The following is an 18,789-nucleotide window of genomic DNA, read 5'->3' as shown; positions in this document are numbered from 1 at the left end:
GCGCCCACGATGAATCTCGACATCACAAACCCTCCTGCGGCTTGCTATGTCGTAGCAAGAATCAAGCAGGATTCAAGGCGTTTTCACACGGCCTCGCTGCGTTGCTGACGTTGACCGCGACGAACTGAAGGACAGCAGAGAGTCGTGAACGGAAACTCGACCTGACTCCCGACCGCCGGCACGCGCCCATCCCTCGTCGGTCTAGAGTCGCGCCCGCACCGCGCGCGCCACCTGCTCGGCCTGCTGGTCGAGCGCGTCGCAGACATCGTCGACGCCGAAGTCGCGCAGCCAGGCCGCCTCGGCGTCGTGGCTGGCGGCACCGACGATCGCCAGCCACGGGTTGAGTTCGCGCGCGCTGCCGCAGACACGCATCTTCTCGGCCAGCGTGCCGTCGGCCAACACCATCAGGCGCGCCTGGCGCACACCGGCGGCCTCGAGCAACTTGGGGTCGGCGACGTCGCCGATGAGCTGGCTGACGCCGGCCGGCAGCGCGTCGAGCGCGCCGGCGGCCTGCGGCCGCAGCAGCGTCAGCGGCACGCCGGCGCCGGCCAGCCGCCGCAGCACGCGGCCACCGAGCGCGCCGCCACCGACCAGCAGCACCGGGGTCGCGCCGCCCAGGGCCGACGGCGCCAGGCTCGAGGCCGGCGCCGCTTCGTCGTCGGCGGTGGCCAGGCGCTCGGCGGGCAGCAGCTTCTCGACCCAGCGGAACAGCAACGGATTGAGCGCGATCGAGACGATCGCCGCCACCACCAGCGCGTCGAAGGCCTCGCGCGGCAGGACGCCCATGCCCAGGCCGAGGCTGGCCAGGATGAACGAGAACTCGCCGATCTGCGCCAGGCCCACGCCGACCGTGGCCGCGGTGCGCGGCGTGTCGCGCATCAGCAGAACGATCAGCACCGCGATCGCCGGTTTGAGCAGCATGACGATCGCCAGCACCGCCAACACCATCATCGGCTCGCGCAGCACGAAGCTCGGGTCGAAGAGCATGCCGACCGAGACGAAGAACAGCGCGGTGAACACGTCGCGAAAGGCGCCGATCTCGACCGCCGCCTGCGGCCCGAAGCGCGACTGGCCGACCACCAGCCCGGCGAAGAAGGCACCGAGCGCAACCGAGACGTGAAAGACCTCGGCCGCCAGCGCCGCCACGCCGAGCGCGATGACGAAGACCGCGAGCGTGAACAGCTCGCCGCCGGGCGCGCCGCCGCCGGCCGCGGCGGTGCCCTCGAGCAGGCGGTGCGCCAGCCGCGAGCCCAGCACCAGTACCAGCAGCGCGAACAGCAGGACCTTGGCCAGCGCCAGCGCCACCAGCGAGCCGTGCTCGGCGGTCGGCGTGGCGTCGGCGCCGCCGGCGGCCACCACCGGCAGCACCACCAGCGCGACCACCGTGAACAGGTCCTCGACGATCAGCCAGCCGATCGCGACATGGCCGTCGCGCGAGGACAGCCGTTGCCGCTCGACCAGCATCCGCGTCAGCACCACGGTGCTGGCCACCGCCAGCGCCATGCCGAAGATCAGGCCGGCGGCGTTCGACCAGCCGAAGCTGCGCGCCAGCGCCCAGCCGGCCAGTGCCGCCACCGCACTCTGCGCCACCGCGCCCGGCAGCGCGATGCGCCAGACGCGCAGCAGTTCGCGCGGGTGGAAATGCATGCCGACGCCGAACATCAGCAGCACCACGCCGATCTCGGCCAGCTGCGAGGCCAGCGCCTGGTCGGCCACGAAACCGGGCGTGTTGGGCCCGACCAGGATGCCCGCGGCCATGTAACCGACCAGCGTCGACAGGCCCAGGCGCTGCGTCAGGCCGCCCAAAACGAGCGCGACCGCGAGTGCGGCCGCGAGAGTAATCACCAGGGTCAGATCGTGCATGGGCAAGACCTTAGCAGGCTATTGAAGTGCCCCTAGGGGCTGCGGCGGGTACTTCAACAGCCTGCCAGCAGGCCGATCCGTAGAATCGGCTCGATGAATGCCCGCCTCGAGCCCCTCCTGCCCCAGGCCGCGGGCGGCCGGCGCCCGATCCGTGAACTGCCCGACGAGCTGGTGAGCCAGATCGCCGCCGGCGAGGTGGTCGAACGCCCGGCCTCGGTGGTGCGCGAGCTGGTCGACAACGCGCTCGATGCCGGTGCGCGGCAGGTGACGGTCAAGCTCGAGGCCGGCGGCGTGAGGCGCATCGTGGTCGAGGACGACGGCGCCGGCATCCCGGCGGCCGACCTGCCGCTGGCGCTCAAGCGCCACGCGACCAGCAAGATCGGTAACCTCTCCGAGCTGGAGAACGTCGCGACCATGGGCTTTCGCGGCGAGGCGCTGGCGGCGATCGCCTCGGTCTCGGAGCTGTCGATCGCCAGCCGCACCGACAGCGACGCCCATGCCACGCGGCTCGAAGGCCGCTCCGGCGAGCTCAATCCGAGCGCGCGCGCGGTCGGCACCACGGTCGAGGTGCGCGAGCTGTTCTTCGCGACGCCGGCGCGGCGCAAGTTCCTCAAGACCGACGCCACCGAGCTGGCCCATTGCATCGAGGCCGTGCGCCGCCACGCGCTGGCGCGGCCCCAGGTGGGCTTTGCGGTCTGGCACGAGGGGCGGCTGGTCGAGCAGTGGCGTGCCACGGCATCGATCGAGCAGCGTGCGCGCGACGTGCTCGGCGCCGACTTCGTCGACGCCAGCCGCGCCCTCACGCTGCAGGCCGGACCGCTTTCGATCAGCGGTCGCGCCGGCTCGCCCGATTCGGCGCGCGCCCGCAGCGACCACCAGTACGTCTATGTCAACGGCCGCTTCGTGCGCGACAAGCTGATCGCGCATGCCGCGCGCAGCGCCTACGAGGACGTGCTGCACGGCGGCCGCCAGCCGGCCTACCTGCTGCACATCGAGATCGCGCCCGAGCGCGTCGACGTCAACGTGCACCCGACCAAGATCGAGGTCCGCTTCCGCGATGGCCGCGAGGTGCACCAGGCGGTGCGGCGCGCGATCGAGACGGCGCTGGCGCCGGGCCGGGCCGAGGGCGCGGCGCTGTTGCCGGCGGCCGCACCGACGCCGCTGCCGACGCAGCAGGCGATCGCTCCGCCCCTGTCCACGCAGGCGGGCCTGGCCTGGGAAGAGACAGCGCCAGCGGCCTTCGTGCTCGACGCGCGCGAGCCGGCACCGCGCTGGCCGCCCGCGTCGACGATCGCCGCGCCGGCAGCAGCGGTCGCCGAAGCCGAAGCCCATGACTGGCCGCTCGGCAAGGCCTTGGCCCAGCTCGGTGGCGTCTGGGTGCTGGCCGAGAACCGGCACGGGCTGGTGATCGTCGACATGCATGCCGCGCACGAACGCGTGGTCTACGAGCGGCTCAAGAAGAGCCTGGGCGCGGCGGCGATCGAGTCGCAGCCCTTGCTGATCCCGGCCACCTTCGCCGCCACGCCGACCGAGATCGCCACCGCCGAGGCTCATCAGGGCCCCTCGCTGGCGCGACTCGGACTCGACATCGCGCCGCTGTCGCCCGGAGTGCTGGCCGTGCGCGCGCGTCCGGCGGCGCTGGCCGGCGGCGACGTGGTCGAACTGGCGCGCGCGGTGCTGGCCGAGTTGGGCGGCTTCGAGGCCAGCCAGGCGATCGAGCGCGCGCAGCACGAGATCCTCTCGACCATGGCCTGCCACGGCGCGGTGCGCGCCAACCGCCAGCTCACGCTGGCCGAGATGAACGCGCTGCTGCGCGACATGGAAGCCACCGAACGCGCCGACCAGTGCAACCACGGCCGCCCGACCTGGCGCCAGGTGACGCTGAAGGAACTCGACGCGCTGTTCATGCGGGGCCGCTGATCCATGAACCCCCACGCTCACTGCGATCGCTGCCCCCCGAGGGGGCGCTCAGCGCCCTTGGGGCGGCCCGGCGGGCGCTGAAGCTGTATCCAGGAGGCCTTGATGGCCACGATCAAACTCCCACCCAAGAAGAATGCACCCGCCGCTCGCGACGACCCGGCGGGTCCGAGGCGCGCGCCGGTGCGCGGCAAGAACGCGCACCGTGAGCGCACCACGCTGGCCGAGGCGCAGGCGCAACGCGCCGCGCATCAGCCTCAGCAGCAACATCAACAACGGCCGCCGGTCGACCGCCGCGACGAGCGGCCCGCGCCACCGCGCGGCGCATCGCCCTCGCCGCGCCGCGCGCCGGTGCGCGACGTCGGCCCGCCCTCGGGCTTCGGCAACTCGGGTTTCGGTCCCTTCGAACCGCGTGACAGCCGGCCCCAGGTGCGGTCGGCGCCGCCGCTGGAGCGGGGACCGTCACGCCCCTCGCAGCAACGCGGGCCCACGCCGCCACGGCCGGCTGCGCCGGCGCGCATCCCGCCCGAGGCGCTGAAGCTGCGCGCGTTGCTGCACGACGACGAGGACGTCGGCCCGGCACGCGGCGGCAAGCCGCACCAGCCGCATCGAGCCGAACATGGCGCCGAGCTACCGCGGCTTTCCAAGCGCATGAGCGAACTCGGCCTGGCCTCGCGGCGCGAGGCCGACGAGTGGATCGCGGCCGGCTGGGTGCGCGTCGACGGCGTGGTGGTCGACCAGCTCGGCGCCCGCGTGCGCCCTGACCAGAAGGTCGAGGTCGACCCGATCGCGAGCCAGCAGCAGGCGCAGCGGGTGACGATCCTCATCAACAAGCCGATCGGCTGGGTCAGCGGCCAGCCCGAGGACGGCTACGAGAGCGCGGCCTCGCTGATCCGCGCCGAGACCCACTGGGCCGGCGACGGCAGCGGCCTGCGCTTCCACCCCGGCCAGCTGCGCGGGCTGGCGCCGGCCGGCCGGCTCGACATCGACTCCACCGGCCTGCTGGTGCTGACGCAGGACGGCCGCGTCGCCAAGCAGCTCATCGGTGCCGACTCCGACGTGGAGAAGGAGTACCTGGTGCGCGTGAGCTGGCTCGCGCATCCGGATGTGATGAACCTGATGCACACAGTGCCGGCCGAGATGCTCGCGCAGTTGCGCCACGGCCTGGTGCTCGATGGCGAAGCGCTCAAGCCGGCCCGCGTGTCGTGGCAGAACGAGCAGCAGCTGCGCTTCGTGCTGCGCGAAGGAAAAAAGCGCCAGATCCGCCGCATGTGCGAACTGGTCGGGCTCAAAGTGATCGGCCTGCGGCGCGTGCGCATCGGCCGCATCGTGCTGGGCGACCTGCCACTGGGGCAGTGGCGCTACCTGACGGGCTGGGAGAAGTTCTGAGCTCCGCGCGGGAGGAATCATGGCTGACGATCCCATGTACCACGACGGAATGCGACGGCTGCAGGACGCGCGTGAAACGCGGGCTCTCGCCGACCGCCTGGAGCAGGTCACGGTTCGCACGGCCTTCACCGAAGAGGACCGCGCGTTCATCCAGCGATGCCCGATGATCTTCATCGCCACCGCGGACGCCGACGGCCATCCCGATTGCTCCTACAAGGGTGGCCTGCCCGGCTTCGTGCGGGTCCTGGACGACCGCACGCTGGCCATTCCCGACTACGACGGAAATGGCATGTACCGGACCTGGGGCAACGCGCTCGTCAACCCGCATGTCGGGCTGCTGTTCCTGGACTTCGAGCAATCGAAGCGGCTTCGCGTGAACGGCACGGCTCGGGTCACGCAAGACGATCCTCTGCGCGCCGACTTCCCGGGCTCCGTCTTCATCGTTCGTGTCACGGCGTCCAGGATCTTCCCGAACTGCCCTCGCTACCTGCACAAGATGCAGCTTGTCGAACACTCGGCCTATGCACCGCGCCCTGAGTACACGCCACCCGTCCCGGCGTGGAAGAGCTTCGATGTCTTTCGTGACGCGCTCCCGCCGCGCGACCGTGGCGATGGCACGCGCGAGCCCTGAGCCAGCAACACGATCCACCCATGACCGTCCCCGCCCTCGACGCCTTCATCGCTGAGGCCACCGCCCGCAGCCGCCTGCAGGCCGATGCCGCCGACTGCGTGCTTGCGCTGGCGCCGCTGATGCTCGACCTGATCGACCAGGCCCGCACCTTCCTGCAGCCGCAGCACTATCGCAGCAGCGCCGCGGGCTACACCCGCAATCTCATCTTCGATGCTCCCGATGCGAGCCTCTCGCTGTACGCGATCGTCTGGCTTCCGGGCCAGTGGACTCCCGTGCACGACCATGGCAGCTGGGGCGTCGTCGGGGTCGTGGAAGGCGTGCTGGAGGAGCGCAGCTACGTCCGGCTGTCGCCGGATCGTGGCGCCGACGAGGAGATCGACCTGGCGCGCGGCGGTACGGTCCTGTTGCGGCATGGTGCCGTGACGAGTTTCGTGCCGAACCCGGACCACATCCATGTCACCGGCGTTCCCATGGAGCGCTCGCGCGCCGTCAGCCTGCATCTCTACGGCAGGACCATGAGCAACTTCAACATCTACGACGTAGCCGCGCGCACGCGTCGGCGCATCGAAGTCGCCCACAACGAGAGCTAGCAGGCTGTTGAAGTACCCGCAGGGGGTCGCGTTCGCGAGAGAACAGGCTCGCTGCTAGGCGGACTGCGAAGGTCGTACTGCACGTACGACAGCCGAGCAGGCCAACGACGCGGCGTGCCTGTTATCTCGCGAACCCTTCGGGGCGGGTCTCTGCGGGCGATCGGCGGCGTTGCAGCCCTTGCGAGGGCGTCGAGCCCTCGCTGCGGCCTGCGCCTTGCCGCTCATCCCGCAGAGACCGGCCGCGGCCCCCTGGGGGTATTTCAACAGCCTGCTAGGGCCGGTGGCCCTCAGCGCGTGGCCTGCCCTGGCCTCGACGCGAGCGTCGCCGCCGCGACGACCGCCGCAGCTTCATCGGCCCAGCGCGGTTCGTCTTCGCGGCTGCGCCGAAGCGCCCGCTCCGCCGCATCGGCGGCCCCCGGCACGTCGCCACGCTCCAGCCGCAGTTGCGCCAGGTTGATCCAGGCCGGCGCGCTGTCGAAGCGGCGCGCGGCGGCCTCGAAGGCGACGATGGCGCCGGCGACGTCACCCGCCGCGGCGCGCGCGTTGCCCAGCCCGATCGCCGCGGTCAGGTTGCCCGGATGGCGCGCCACCACGGCCGCATAGGCCTTCACCGCCTCGGCCGCCGGCGCCGCCCGCTCGAAGGCCACCGCCGCCGCCACCAGCGCCGCCTCGTCGGCTGCCACCGGCAGGTCGCCAACGACTGTCGCCACGAAGGCCCAGCGACCGCTGCGAGCCCAGGTCTGCTCGAAAGTGAAGCGGCTCATCACCATGCGCTCGCTGGCACCGGAGCGCAGCACGAGGCGCGCGCCACCGTCCTCGACGCCGACCACCACCGCGTAGTGCCACAGCGGCGCGACCGGCAGCCCGAGGTTGAGCAGCACCGCCACCGGATGGCCGGCGCGCAGTTCGTCGGCCACCGCCGCCACCGTGCCCGGCACCGGCACCGCAAAGGCGCCATGGCGCCGCGCCGCGGCCAGCATCTCGATCTGCAGGCTGCCACCACGAGCCGGCAGGTAGACCTCGGGCTCGAGCGTCTGCGGCGTGATCGTCGCGCCGCCCGCGTCTCGCACGCCGGCGCTGGCCAGCAGCGTGGCCAGCACGGCCGGGCCGCACTGACGCTCCTGCTGCGCGAAGTGCGGCGTGCGGCTCAGCTCGGCCACCGGCGCGACCTGCTCGGGGCCGGCCAGTGGCACGCCGGCGCAGCCGGCCAGCAGCCAGGCCGCCGCCGTGCTTGCCAGTGCCGCCAGCAGGCGCTGCATGGTCTGCCTCCGGGATTCCTTGTTCAGCGCACCGACCGCGTGAACGGGAACACCTTGGTCAGGCCGAGGATGTCGGTGACCAGCAGCAGCACGAAGATGAAGACCAGCACGCCGAGGATGTCGGCCGAGGCGCCGGCCGGGGCGCTGTCGATCATCTGCGCCAATTGCTGCACGTCCGCATCGCCGAGGCCGGCGACGCGGGCACGCGCGGCCTCGATGTCGACGCCGCGCTCGGCCAGGGCCTGCACGAGTTCGGGGCGATCGAGCTGAGCCAGTACTTTCGTGCGGGCATCGGCGGCGTCGACCGGCGCGACCTGCGCCTGCGCGGCGGCCACGGCCTCGGTGCCGATCAGCGCGGCGTGCGCGCTCTGCAGCATGCCGGCGTAGCTCAGGCTGGCCATCAGCAGCGTCAGGAAGGCGCGGCGAAACTTGTTCATGTGAGGTCTCCTCGGTGGTGCTTGGTTTGGTGGGCGCCAGCGGCGCGAAGCCAGCAATGCTACCGGTCGCCAAAGGTCCGGCTCGACCCGCATCCGTGCCAAGTTGCGAGCCTTTGTTACCCTCGCCCGATGCCCGAGAACGCTGTTCCGCCCGCGACCCTGCCCGCCCCCGTGGCGCGGCCATCGCCGGCGGTCGTGGTCTGGGCGCTGGCGGTCTGCCTCGGCCTGCAGCCGCTGACCACCGACCTCTACCTGCCTGCCCTGCCCGGCATCAAGGCCGAGCTCGGCGCTTCGATGAGCGGGGTGCAGCTCACCTTGTCGGCGCTGCTGCTGGCCTTCGGCTTCGGCCAGTTGCTGCTCGGCCCGCTGGCCGACCGCATCGGCCGCCGACCGGTGCTGATCGGCGGGCTCCTCGGCTACGCCGTGTCGGCCATCGGCTGCCTGCTGGCGCCGGGCATCGAGGCGCTGGTCGCGTGGCGCGTGCTGCAGGGCCTGTGCATGGCGGCAGCGGTGGTCTGTGCGCGGGCGATGGTGCGCGACCTGTTCGTGCCGCGCGACGGCATGCGGGTGCTGAGCCAGGGGCTCTCGGGCCTGGGCGTGATCGCGCTGAGCAGCCCGCTGCTCGGCGGGCTGGTGGTCACCGCCTTCGGCTGGCGCGCCGCCTTCGTCGTGCTGTGGCTGTTCGCGGTGGCGACGCTGGCCTTCATCGTGCTCGCGCTGCCCGAGACCATCCCGCGCAAGAACCCGGCCGCCACCCGGCCGGGACCGCTGCTGGCCGCCTACGGTCGCATCGCGCGCGATCCCACCTTTCTCGCCTTCGCCAGCCTGACCACCGCCACCTACGCCGGACTGTTCACCTTCCTGGCCGCCTCGTCCTTCGTCTTCATCGAGGTGCTGGGCTTGTCACGCGTGGCCTACGGGCTGGCGGTGGCCTCGAGTTCGGTAGCCTACCTGGGCGGCACCTTTGCCTGCCGGCACTGGCTCGCGCGCCACGGCGTGCGCGGCACGGTCAAGCGCGGCAGCGTGTTCACGCTGGCCGGCGGCCTGTCGATGGCCGGGCTCGCGCTGGCCGGCGTGCACAGTGCCTGGGCGATCGTGCTGCCGCAGGCGCTGTTTGCCTTTGGCCATGGCATCCACCAGCCCTGTGGCCAGGCCGGTGCGGTCGGCCCCTTTCCGCAGGAGGCCGGCACCGCGGCCGCGCTCAACGGCTTCGTGCTGGCGATGGGCGCCTTCGGCGTCGGCGCCTGGCTCGGCGTGGCGCTCGACGGCACGGTGATGCCGATGACGCTGGCGGTGGGCTTCTGGGCGCTGGTGACGACGCTGATCGCATGGACGCTGGTGCAGCGCCACGGCGACCCGGCTGCCGCGGCTGCGAGCGTCGGATGAAAGCGACGTCTTGGGCCGAGCGCCGGGCCGCTCCCAAGCCGGCCCGCGTCCCCTCGGGGGACCGGCCGACGTACCCGTCGGACGAGGGGCTCCATTGAACCTTCGATACCTGTGCCTCGCCGGTCCGACGGCGAGCGGCAAGACCGCGGCGGCGCTGTCGCTGGCCGAATCGCTAGCGCGGCCGGTCGAGATCGTCAGCGTCGACTCGGCACTGGTCTACCGCGGCATGGACATCGGCAGCGCCAAGCCGAGCGCGGCCGAGCGGGCGGCCGTGCCGCACCACCTGATCGACCTGATCGAGCCCTCGCAGAGCTATTCGGCAGCGCGGTTCGTGCACGATGCGAACGCGGCGATGGCCGCGATTCGCGCGCGCGGCGCCCTGCCCCTGCTGGTGGGCGGCACGATGCTCTACTTCAAGGCACTGTTCGATGGCCTCGATGCGCTGCCGAGCGCCCCGCCGGCGCTGCGCGCCGCGCTGGCCGAGCGCGCGGCGCGCGAGGGCTGGCCGGCGCTGCATGCCGAGCTGGCGAAGATCGATCCGATCACCGCGCAGAGGCTGGCGGCGAACGATGCGCAGCGCATCTCGCGCGCGCTCGAGGTCTGGCAGGCCAGCGGCCGGCCGCTGTCGAGTTTTCACAGCGGGCGCTTCGAGGGCGAGGCCACCGCGCCGCAGGACACCGCGCTGATCTCGCTCGAACCCACCGAGCGCGCCTGGCTGCATGCGCGCATCGCGCAGCGCTTCGACGCGATGCTGGCGAGCGGCTTCATCGACGAGCTGCGCGCCCTGCGCGCCCGTGGCGACCTGCATGCGGAACTGCCGTCGATGCGCTGCGTCGGCTACCGCCAGGGCTGGGAGCAACTCGAGCGCCACGACCCGCCCGACCTCGCCGTGCTGCGCGAGACCGGCATCGCCGCCACCCGCCAACTCGCCAAGCGCCAGCTCACCTGGCTGCGCGCGATGCCCTGGCGCCATGTCGTGCCGGCCGAGGCCGCCGACGCGCCGGCGCAGGCGACCGCGCTCGCGCGCCGGCTGCTTGGCGAGGCCGCGCCGTGACGGTGCCGCTGCTTCAAGTCGAAGCCATCGCCAAGCGCTACACCGGCGATGGCGGCGTGGTGCCGGTCTTCGACGGCGTTTCTCTGCAGGTGCAGGCCGGCGAATTCGTCGCGCTGCTCGGCGAATCCGGCGTCGGCAAGTCGACGCTGCTCAACGCGATCGCCGGCCTCGACACCATCGACGCCGGCCGCGTGCTCCTCGACGGCGAGGACGTGCACGCGCTGCCCGAGCCGGCGCAGGCGCGGCTGCGGCGCGAGAAGCTCGGCTTCGTGTTCCAGGCCTTCCACGTGCTGCCGCACCTGCGCGTGCACGACAACGTCGCGCTGCCGCTCAAGCTGCTCGGCCGCGACGATGCGGCGCGGGTCGAGGCGATGCTGGCCGCGGTCGGCCTCGAAGGTCTCGGCCACAGGCTGCCGCAGCAGCTCTCGGGCGGCCAGCTGCAACGCGTGGCGATCGCGCGCGCGCTGGTGCACCGGCCGCGCCTGATCCTGGCCGACGAGCCGACCGGCAACCTCGACCCCGGCACCGCCGAGCGCGTGCTCGACACGCTCGTCGCGCAGGTGCGCCACGAGGGCGCGGCCTGCGTGCTGGTGACCCATTCACGTGCCGCGGCCGCGCGCGCCGACCGCGTGCTGCTGCTCACGCCAAACGGCCTGCGCGCCGCCGATTGATCGCGGGAGCCGCCGCATGGCCGCCGCATCGAGCCCGTCGCTGCCAGAGCTGCTGCGCACGTTGTGGCTGCCCGAGCTGCGCCAGCACCCGGCGCGCCACGCCAGCGCGCTGCTGGCGGTGATGCTCGGTGTGGCGCTGGCCTTCTCGGTGCAGCTGATCAACGCCTCGGCGCTGGCCGAGTTCGGCGCCGCGGTGCGCAGCGTCAACGGCGAACCCGACCTCGAACTGCGCGCCGATGGCGGCAGCTTCGACGAAGCGGCCTACGCCTTGCTGGCGCTCGATGCACGCGTGGCGATCGCCTCGCCGGTGGTGGAGGTCGAGACGCTTGCGCTCGGCGCGGACGGCAAGCGCCACCCGCTGCGCGTGCTCGGCCTGGACGCGCTGGTGGCGCCGGCACTCGCACCGGGCCTGCTGCCGCGCGCCGACGACGATGCGCCGCGGCTGGCGATGCTCGACCCTGGAACGCTGTTCCTCAACCCCGCGGCGCGTGCCGCGCTCGGGCGCGAGCGGGCCACGAGCTCGGAGCCCCTGCGTGTGCAGAGCGGCCTCGCCCTGCACACGCTGCGCGATGGCGGCAGCGTCGCGGTTGCCGCTGCGCCGCTGGCGGTGATCGACATCGCCGGCGCGCAGGCGCTGTTCGGTCGCCTGGGACGCCTGTCGCGCGTCGACCTGCGACTGGTGCCGGGCGCCGATGCGGCGGCCTTCCGGGCCGAGGTCGAGCCGATGCTCGCGGCCCGCTTCGGTCCCGGCCTGCATCTGGTCGAACCCGGCAGCTCGACGCAGAAGCTGTCCAACGTCTCGCGCGCCTATCGCGTGAACCTCACCGTGCTGGCGTTGGTGGCGCTGTTCACCGGCGCCTTTCTCGTCTACTCGGTGCTGTGGCTGTCGGTCGCGCGCCGCATGCCGCAATTCGCCCTGCTCGGCGTGCTCGGCCTGGCCGCGCGCGAGCGGCTGCTGCTGGTGCTGGCCGAGGCGGCGCTGCTCGGCATCGTCGGCAGCGTACTCGGCCTGGCGCTCGGTGCTGCGCTGGCGTCGGTGGCGCTGCGCGTGCTCGGCGGCGATCTGGGAGGCGGCTACTTCGCCGGCGTCGCGCCGGCCCTGCAGTGGTCGGGCGCCGCGGCGCTGGCCTACGGCGCGCTCGGCGTGCTGGCGGCGCTGGTCGGCGGCTTGCTGCCGGCGCGCGCCGCGCAACGGCTGGCACCGGCACGAGCGCTCAAGGGCCTGGGCGGTGTCGAGCATCACGCCGGCGCACCCTGGCTCGGACCGGCGCTGATGGCCGCCGGCGCGCTGCTCGCGCTGGCGCCGCCGATCGCCGGGCTGCCGCTCGCGGCCTACGCCTCGGTGGCGCTGCTGCTGTTCGGTGGCATCGCCTGCGTGCCGCTGGTGGTGGCGTCACTGCTGCCGTCGGCGAGCCGGCGCATCGCCTCGCCGCTGCTGTTGCTGGCGGTGGAGCGTGCGCGGCATGAGCGATCCGCCGCCACCGTCGCGATGGCGGGCGTGGTGGCGAGCCTGAGCCTGGCGGTGGCACTGACGGTGATGGTCACCAGCTTCCGCGACGCCGTCTCCGAGTGGCTCGACGTGGTGCTGCCGGCCGACCTCTACGTGCGCAGCGCCGCGGCCTCGGGCGCGGCCGAGGCGGTTTGGCTGCCGGAGGAGTTCGTGCGCGCCGCCTCCACTCTGCCCGGCGTCGCCTCGCTGCAGGTCCAGCGCGTGCGCCCATTGCCGCTCGATCCGGCGCGGCCGGCACCGGTGCTGATCGCGCGCTCTCTGGTCGACCCGGCGCGCGCCCTGCCGCTGGTCGGCGAGCTGCTGCCGGCGCGCGAGGGCCGCGTCTCGGTCTACGTCAGCGAGGCAATGGTGGCGCTCTACGGCACGACGCCAGGCAGCGAGATCACGCTGCCCATTGGCTCGGCTGGCACCGCCACCGCCTTCGTGCGCGGCGTCTGGCGCGACTACGCGCGCCAGCAAGGGGCGATCGCGATCGCCCGCGAGGACTACGTTCGCCTCAGCGGCGACCGCCGCGTCAACGACCTCGCGATCACGCTGGTCCCCGGCGCCGAGGTGCCGCAGCTGCAGGCGACGCTGCGCGCGCTGCCCGGTGGCGATCTGCTCGAATTTGCCCGCGCCGACGAGATCCGCGCGATCTCGCTGCGCATCTTCGACCGCAGCTTCGCCGTGACCTACTGGCTGCAGGCGGTGGCGATCGCGATCGGCCTGCTCGGCATCGCCGCCAGCGTCTCGGCCCAGGTGCTGGCGCGCAGGCGCGAGTTCGGCCTGTTGCGCCACCTCGGCTTCACGCGCGCGCAGGTGCTGCTGGTGGTGGCCGGCGAGGCGGCGCTGTGGAGCGCGGCCGGCGCGCTGCTCGGCCTGCTGCTCGGCATCGCGGTCTCGGTGGTGCTGGTGCACGTGGTGAATCCGCAGAGCTTTCACTGGACCATGGAACTGCAGTTGCCGGCGCTGCGGCTGGCGCTGCTGGCGGCGGCGGTGGCGCTGGCCGGCACGTTGAGCGCGACGCTCGCGGCTCGCCACGCCGCGCGCCAGGATGCGGTGCTGGCGGTGAAGGAGGACTGGTGATGCGGCCCCTCCTATCGCGGCGCGCGTGGCTGGCGCTGGCGACCGCCGCGTTGAGCCGCACGCGCGCCAACGCGGCGACTTCCGACGAGCTGCGCCGGACCCTGCCGATCGCGCTGCCACGCGACTTTGGCGCCCATCCCGCGACCGGCATCGAGTGGTGGTACCTGACCGGCTGGCTGCAGGCCGGGGCTGCCGCCGATCCCACGCATGGCTTCCAGATCACCTTCTTACGCTCGCGCGGCGAGGTCGCGCCCGATCATCCGAGCCGCTTCGCCGCGAGCCAGGTGCTGTTCGCCCACGCGGCGCTGAGCGATCTGCAAGCCAAGCGCCACCTGCATGCGCAACGCATCGCGCGCGCCGGCTTCGGCATCGCCGAGGCGAAGCTCGGCGACACCGACGTGCGGCTGCGCGACTGGGCGCTGCAACGCCATGGCCCGCCGCACGCTGATGCCATCGACGCGAGCAGTGCCCATCGCTACACGAGCGCGGTTCGCACGCCCGACTTCGCGCTCCAGCTGCGCTTCGACGCCACCCAGCCGGTGCTGCTGCAGGGCGAGGCTGGGTGGTCACGCAAGGGCCCCGATCCCGCGCATGCCAGCCTCTATCTCAGCGAGCCGCAGCTCGCGGTGCACGGCACGCTCGAGCGCAACGGTCGCCGCGAGCCGGTGACAGGCACCGGCTGGCTCGACCATGAGTGGAGCGACGCGCTGCTGCCACCAACGGCGGTCGGCTGGGACTGGGCCGGCATCAACCTCGACGACGGCGGCGCGCTGACCGTGTTCCAGCTGCGCCGTGCCGATGGCAGCGCGCTCTGGGCCGGTGGCAGCCATCGCCCGCGCGGCGGCGCGGTGCGGACCTTCGCGCCCGGGGAGCTGCGCTTCACGCCGCTGCGCCGCTGGACCAGCGCCGCCACCGGCGCAAGCTACCCGGTCGAATGGCGCATCGAGTCGCCGCTCGGCACGCACCTGCTGGTCGCGGCCTTCGATGCCCAGGAACTCGACAGCCGCTCGTCGGCCGGCACCGCGTACTGGGAGGGTTTGAGCGAACTGCGCGACGCGCACGAGGCACGCGTCGGGCGCGGCTACCTCGAGATGACGGGCTACGCGGGCCGGCTCCGGCTCTAGCCGCCGACCAAGGCTTGACGGCTTCGTTGCCTGAAATTAAATTGATATCACTTCAATTTTATACAACGAGGAGCCAACCATGATCGCCCCCGCCCGCGTACGCATGGAGCGAGTGCTGAAATCGGCCGACGGCTACCTGATGGTGGCGGTGGCGCTCGGACTTGTGCTTGGCGCCGCCTGGACCGTCTTCATGCTCGCCAACGATCGGCTGCCGCCGGCCTGGGCCACGCTGGCCATCGCGCTGGCAGCCGGCGCGGTGCTGGTGCTGATCGGGCTCTACATGCTGCAGCCCAACGAGGCGGCGATCCTCACGCTCTTCGGCCGCTACCAGGGCACCGATCGCAGCGAGGGACTGCGCTGGGCCAATCCGCTCTACCTCAAGCGTCGCATCTCGCTGCGCTCGCGCAACCTCAATGCGCCCACGCTCAAGGTCAACGACAAGCGCGGCAACCCGGTCGAGATCAGCGCGGCCGTGGTCTGGCGGGTGCGCGATACCGCGCAGGCAGTGTTCGAGATCGACGACTACGAGCTCTACGTCAAGATCCAGGCCGAGGCGGCGCTGCGCCACCTGGCCTCGATGTACGCCTACGACGAGGGCGACGACGTCGACTCGGCCGAGATCACGCTGCGCAGCGGGCTCGAGGAGGTTTCGATCGCGCTGCGCACCGAGTTGCAGGCCCGCTTCGCGGCGGCTGGCGTCGAGGTGCAGGACGCCAAGCTGACCCACCTGGCCTACGCGCCCGAGATCGCGCAGGTCATGCTGCGGCGCCAGCAGGCCGAGGCGATCATCAGCGCCCGCGCCAAGATCGTGCACGGCGCGGTCAGCATGGTCGGCGCGGCGCTCAAGGGCCTGTCGGACAACGGCATCGTCACGCTCGACGACGAGCGCAAGGCGGCGATGGTCTCGAACCTGCTGGTCGTGCTGTGCTCCGACAAGGACGCGCAACCGATCGTCAACGCCGGCACGCTCTACAGCTGAGCGCTCGCGCCCTCCGAAGCCCGCATGGCCAGCCCCGGCAAGAAGCCCTTCCTGCTGCGCATCGATCCCGATCTCTGGGTCGAGATCGAGCGCCTGGCCGCGCAGGAGCTGCGCAGCGCAAACGCCCAGGTCGAGTACCTGCTGCGCGATGCGCTGCGCCAGCGTGGGCGCGCCGGCCGCACGCCGGCGACCGACGCCGGCCTCACACCGCCACCAAGGCCGCGCCGCTGAGCGGCGCGGGCGCGGGCGCGGGAGACGCTGCGTAAACTGCGGCCGATGGCGTCTTCATCCACCGCAACCTCCACCGCCGTCACCGACGTCAACGCCGTCGCCGAAGCGGACGGTCCGACCAAGTCGCGTTCGATCGGCCCGCTCGCCGCCCTGCTGCCCTTCCTGCGCCCCTACCGCGGCCGCATCGCGCTGGCGGTGCTGTTCCTGGTGCTGGCCGCGCTGGCGACGCTGGCCTTTCCGGTCGCGCTGAAGGCGCTGATCGACAACGGCCTGGTCGCGACCGACCCCGGCGAACGCATGCTCGCGCTGCGCGAGCATTTCGGCGCGCTGTTCGCGGTCGGCGTCGCGCTGGGCCTGTTCTCGGCGGCGCGCTTCTACTTCGTCACCTGGCTCGGCGAGCGCGTCACGGCCGACCTGCGCAGCGCGGTCTACGCCCACGTGCTGACCCAGAGCCCGGCCTTCTTCGAGACCACCCGCTCGGGCGAGGTGCTGTCGCGGCTGACCGCCGACACCACGCTGGTGCAGACGGTGGTCGGCTCGAGCCTGAGCATGGGCCTGCGCAACACGGTGATGGGCCTCGGTGCGCTGGCGATGCTGATCTTCACCAACCCGGTGGTGATGGCGCAGGTGCTGGGCGTGCTGACGCTGGTGGTGCTGCCGGCGCTGATCGTCGGCCGCCGCGTGCGGGGGCTCTCGCGCGCCAGCCAGGATCGGCTGGCGGACGCCAGCGCGATCGCCTCCGAGGTGCTGGTCGCGATGCCGGTGGTGCAGAGCCACACCGCCGAGGCACGCGAGGCCAGGCGCTTCTCGGACGCCGCCGAGCGCGCCTTCACCACCGCGATCCGGCGCACCCAGGTGCGCTCGGCGCTGGTCGCCTTCATCATCAGCGCCACCTTCGGCGCGCTGCTCTGGGGCCTGTACCAGGGCACGCAGGCGGTGATGCGCGGCGAGATCAGCGCCGGCCACCTGGGCCAGACGGTGGTCTTCGTGGTGCTGCTGACCAGCTCGGTGGCGGTACTGGCCGAGGTCTGGGGCGACCTGCTGCGCGCCGCCGGCGCCACCGAGCGGCTGATGGAGCTGCTGGCGGCACGCTCGCCGGTGGCCGAGCCGGCGCAGCCTCGTGCGCTGCCGCCGCGCGCCGCCGATGCCGGCCGCGGCGCCTCGGTGTCGCTGCGGGACGTGCTGTTCCACTACCCCTCACGGCCGCAGACAGCGGCACTCGACCATGTGAGCCTGGAAGTGAAACCGGGCGAGACGGTGGCGCTGGTCGGCCCGAGCGGTGCCGGCAAGAGCACCGTGTTCCAGATGCTGCTGCGCTTCTACGACGCCCAGCGTGGCGAGGTGCTGTTCGACGGGGTGCCGGTGCAGACGGTGGCGCTGGCCGAGCTGCGCTCGCGCATCGGCCTGGTGCCGCAGGACAGCGTGATCTTCTCGACCAGCGCGCTCGAGAACATCCGCTATGGCCGACCCGAGGCGAGCGACGAGGAGGTTTTTGCCGCCGCCCGCGCCGCGCAGGCCGACGGCTTTTTGCGCGCGCTGCCCGAGGGCTACGCCACGTACCTCGGCGAGCGGGGCGTGCGGCTGTCGGGCGGCCAGCGCCAGCGGCTGGCGATCGCGCGCGCGATCCTCAAGGACGCGCCGCTGCTGCTGCTCGACGAGGCCACCAGCGCGCTCGACAGCGAAAGCGAGCGCGCGGTGCAGGCCGCCCTGGCGGAGGCGATGCGCGGCCGCACCACGCTTGTCATCGCGCACCGGCTGGCAACCGTTATCCATGCAGACCGCATCGTCGTACTCGAGGCCGGCCGCATCGTCGACATCGGCAGCCACGCCGAGCTGTTGCAGCGCTGTGCGCTCTACCAGCGGCTGGCGGCCGCGCAGTTCGACTCCGCGGCTGCCGTCTCTTCATCCGAGGCCGACGCCACGTCGGCCGAGCTATCCTGAATGTCCAGAAGGAGAAGACATGATCGTTAGTATTTCCCGCACCAAGACCCTGGCTGCCGCCAGCGCCGTCGCGCTGTTGATCGGCGGTTGCGCCAACATGGACGAGACCCAGGCCACCACCGCCAAGGGTGCCGGCCTCGGCGCGCTCGGCGGCGCGGTACTCGGCCAGGTCATCGGTGGCGACACCAAGGCCACGATGATCGGCGCCGGCATCGGCGCGGCCGCCGGCGCCATCGGGGCCAACGTCTGGTCGAAGAACATGGAAGAGAAGAAGCGGGCGATGGAGCAGTCGACCCAGGGCACCGGCATCGAGGTCACGCGCACCGCCGACAACCAGCTCAAGCTCGCGGTGCCGAGCGACATTTCCTTCGCCGTCGGCAGCGCCGCGATCGAGCCGCGCCTGCGTCCGGTGCTCGACTCCTTCGCCAACGGCCTCGCTGCCGAGCCGAACATGCTGGTCAAGGTGGTCGGCCACACCGACAGCACCGGCTCCGACGCGATCAACGACCCGCTATCGCACAAGCGCGCCGACAGCGTGCGCTACTACCTCGAGGATCGTGGCATCAAGGGCGCCCGCGTCGAGACCGCCGGCCGCGGCTCGCGCGAGCCGGTGGCCGGCAACGACAGCGCCGAAGGCCGGGCCAAGAATCGCCGCGTCGAGATCTTCCTGCGCGAACCCGCGAAGTCCTGAGCCATGGCGCGCAACGAGCGTTCCGCTAAGATTGGCATGCGCATGAATGTT

The 18,789-nt window shown here is 72.3% G+C and carries 16 protein-coding genes; 13 read left to right on the top strand and 3 right to left on the bottom strand.

The features are described from left to right. Positions 1-201 precede the first annotated feature (201 nt). Positions 202-1,863, bottom strand: a complete 1,662-nt coding sequence (locus tag EV670_RS05990) for a cation:proton antiporter (RefSeq protein WP_130430857.1) — start codon at positions 1,861-1,863, stop codon at positions 202-204. Positions 1,864-1,956: 93 nt separating this feature from the next. Between EV670_RS05990 and mutL the strand changes: the two genes are divergently transcribed. The 4 genes from mutL to EV670_RS05970 all read left to right on the top strand — a co-directional run bounded on the left by mutL (position 1,957) and on the right by EV670_RS05970 (position 6,390). After that, positions 1,957-3,783 carry a DNA mismatch repair endonuclease MutL gene (gene mutL / locus EV670_RS05985; protein WP_130430856.1) on the top strand — a complete coding sequence of 609 codons (1,827 nt, stop codon included), beginning with the start codon at positions 1,957-1,959 and terminating at the stop codon, positions 3,781-3,783. Positions 3,784-3,885: 102 nt separating this feature from the next. After that, positions 3,886-5,169 (top strand): pseudouridine synthase, encoded by a 1,284-nt coding sequence (locus tag EV670_RS05980; RefSeq protein WP_130430855.1) that lies wholly within the window; start codon positions 3,886-3,888, stop codon positions 5,167-5,169. 19 nt (positions 5,170-5,188) lie between these two features. Then, complete coding sequence (locus tag EV670_RS05975; RefSeq protein ID WP_130430854.1) at positions 5,189-5,800, top strand: pyridoxamine 5'-phosphate oxidase family protein; 612 nt, start codon at positions 5,189-5,191, stop codon at positions 5,798-5,800. A gap of 20 nt (positions 5,801-5,820) precedes the next feature. Further along, positions 5,821-6,390 carry a cysteine dioxygenase family protein gene (locus tag EV670_RS05970; protein ID WP_130430853.1) on the top strand — a complete coding sequence of 190 codons (570 nt, stop codon included), beginning with the start codon at positions 5,821-5,823 and terminating at the stop codon, positions 6,388-6,390. A gap of 287 nt (positions 6,391-6,677) precedes the next feature. Here the strand turns inward: EV670_RS05970 and EV670_RS18650 are convergent, their stop codons facing one another. Beyond that, complete coding sequence (locus tag EV670_RS18650; protein WP_165393252.1) at positions 6,678-7,649, bottom strand: PA2778 family cysteine peptidase; 972 nt, start codon at positions 7,647-7,649, stop codon at positions 6,678-6,680. Positions 7,650-7,672: 23 nt separating this feature from the next. After that, positions 7,673-8,086, bottom strand: a complete 414-nt coding sequence (locus EV670_RS05960; RefSeq protein WP_130430852.1) for a PA2779 family protein — start codon at positions 8,084-8,086, stop codon at positions 7,673-7,675. Positions 8,087-8,215: 129 nt separating this feature from the next. Between EV670_RS05960 and EV670_RS05955 the strand changes: the two genes are divergently transcribed. The 9 genes from EV670_RS05955 (at position 8,216) to EV670_RS05915 (ending at position 18,738) form a co-directional block, all read left to right on the top strand. Continuing rightward, positions 8,216-9,472, top strand: coding sequence for a multidrug effflux MFS transporter (locus tag EV670_RS05955; RefSeq protein WP_130430851.1), 1,257 nt, complete (start codon positions 8,216-8,218; stop codon positions 9,470-9,472). A 94-nt stretch (positions 9,473-9,566) separates the two neighbouring features. Beyond that, on the top strand, positions 9,567-10,526 hold the full coding sequence (miaA, locus tag EV670_RS05950; protein ID WP_130430850.1) for a tRNA (adenosine(37)-N6)-dimethylallyltransferase MiaA: 960 nt from the start codon (positions 9,567-9,569) through the stop codon (positions 10,524-10,526). Between the two features lie 8 nt (positions 10,527-10,534). Next, positions 10,535-11,197 (top strand): ABC transporter ATP-binding protein, encoded by a 663-nt coding sequence (locus EV670_RS05945; RefSeq protein ID WP_130430952.1) that lies wholly within the window; start codon positions 10,535-10,537, stop codon positions 11,195-11,197. 16 nt (positions 11,198-11,213) lie between these two features. Beyond that, the gene (locus EV670_RS05940; protein ID WP_130430849.1) at positions 11,214-13,772 is read left to right on the top strand and encodes an FtsX-like permease family protein; all 2,559 of its coding nucleotides are present in this window, start codon (positions 11,214-11,216) and stop codon (positions 13,770-13,772) included. Further along, positions 13,772-14,896 (top strand): lipocalin-like domain-containing protein, encoded by a 1,125-nt coding sequence (locus EV670_RS05935; protein ID WP_130430848.1) that lies wholly within the window; start codon positions 13,772-13,774, stop codon positions 14,894-14,896. Before EV670_RS05940 ends, EV670_RS05935 begins: the two co-directional genes overlap by 1 nt. Before the next feature lie 79 nt (positions 14,897-14,975). Next, positions 14,976-15,875, top strand: coding sequence for an SPFH domain-containing protein (locus tag EV670_RS05930; protein WP_130430847.1), 900 nt, complete (start codon positions 14,976-14,978; stop codon positions 15,873-15,875). A gap of 24 nt (positions 15,876-15,899) precedes the next feature. Next, positions 15,900-16,106 (top strand): type II toxin-antitoxin system antitoxin, encoded by a 207-nt coding sequence (locus EV670_RS05925; RefSeq protein WP_130430846.1) that lies wholly within the window; start codon positions 15,900-15,902, stop codon positions 16,104-16,106. A 45-nt stretch (positions 16,107-16,151) separates the two neighbouring features. Next, complete coding sequence (locus EV670_RS05920) at positions 16,152-18,047, top strand: ABC transporter transmembrane domain-containing protein (RefSeq protein WP_130430845.1); 1,896 nt, start codon at positions 16,152-16,154, stop codon at positions 18,045-18,047. A gap of 19 nt (positions 18,048-18,066) precedes the next feature. Continuing rightward, entirely contained in the window at positions 18,067-18,738 is a 672-nt protein-coding gene (locus EV670_RS05915) for a YiaD family glycine zipper/OmpA-like lipoprotein (RefSeq protein ID WP_130430844.1), read from the top strand. Positions 18,739-18,789 lie beyond the last annotated feature (51 nt).

Source organism: Rivibacter subsaxonicus (assembly GCF_004217215.1).
Lineage (GTDB): Bacteria > Pseudomonadota > Gammaproteobacteria > Burkholderiales > Burkholderiaceae_C > Rivibacter > Rivibacter subsaxonicus.
This window is presented reverse-complemented; position numbering and strand designations above follow the sequence as displayed.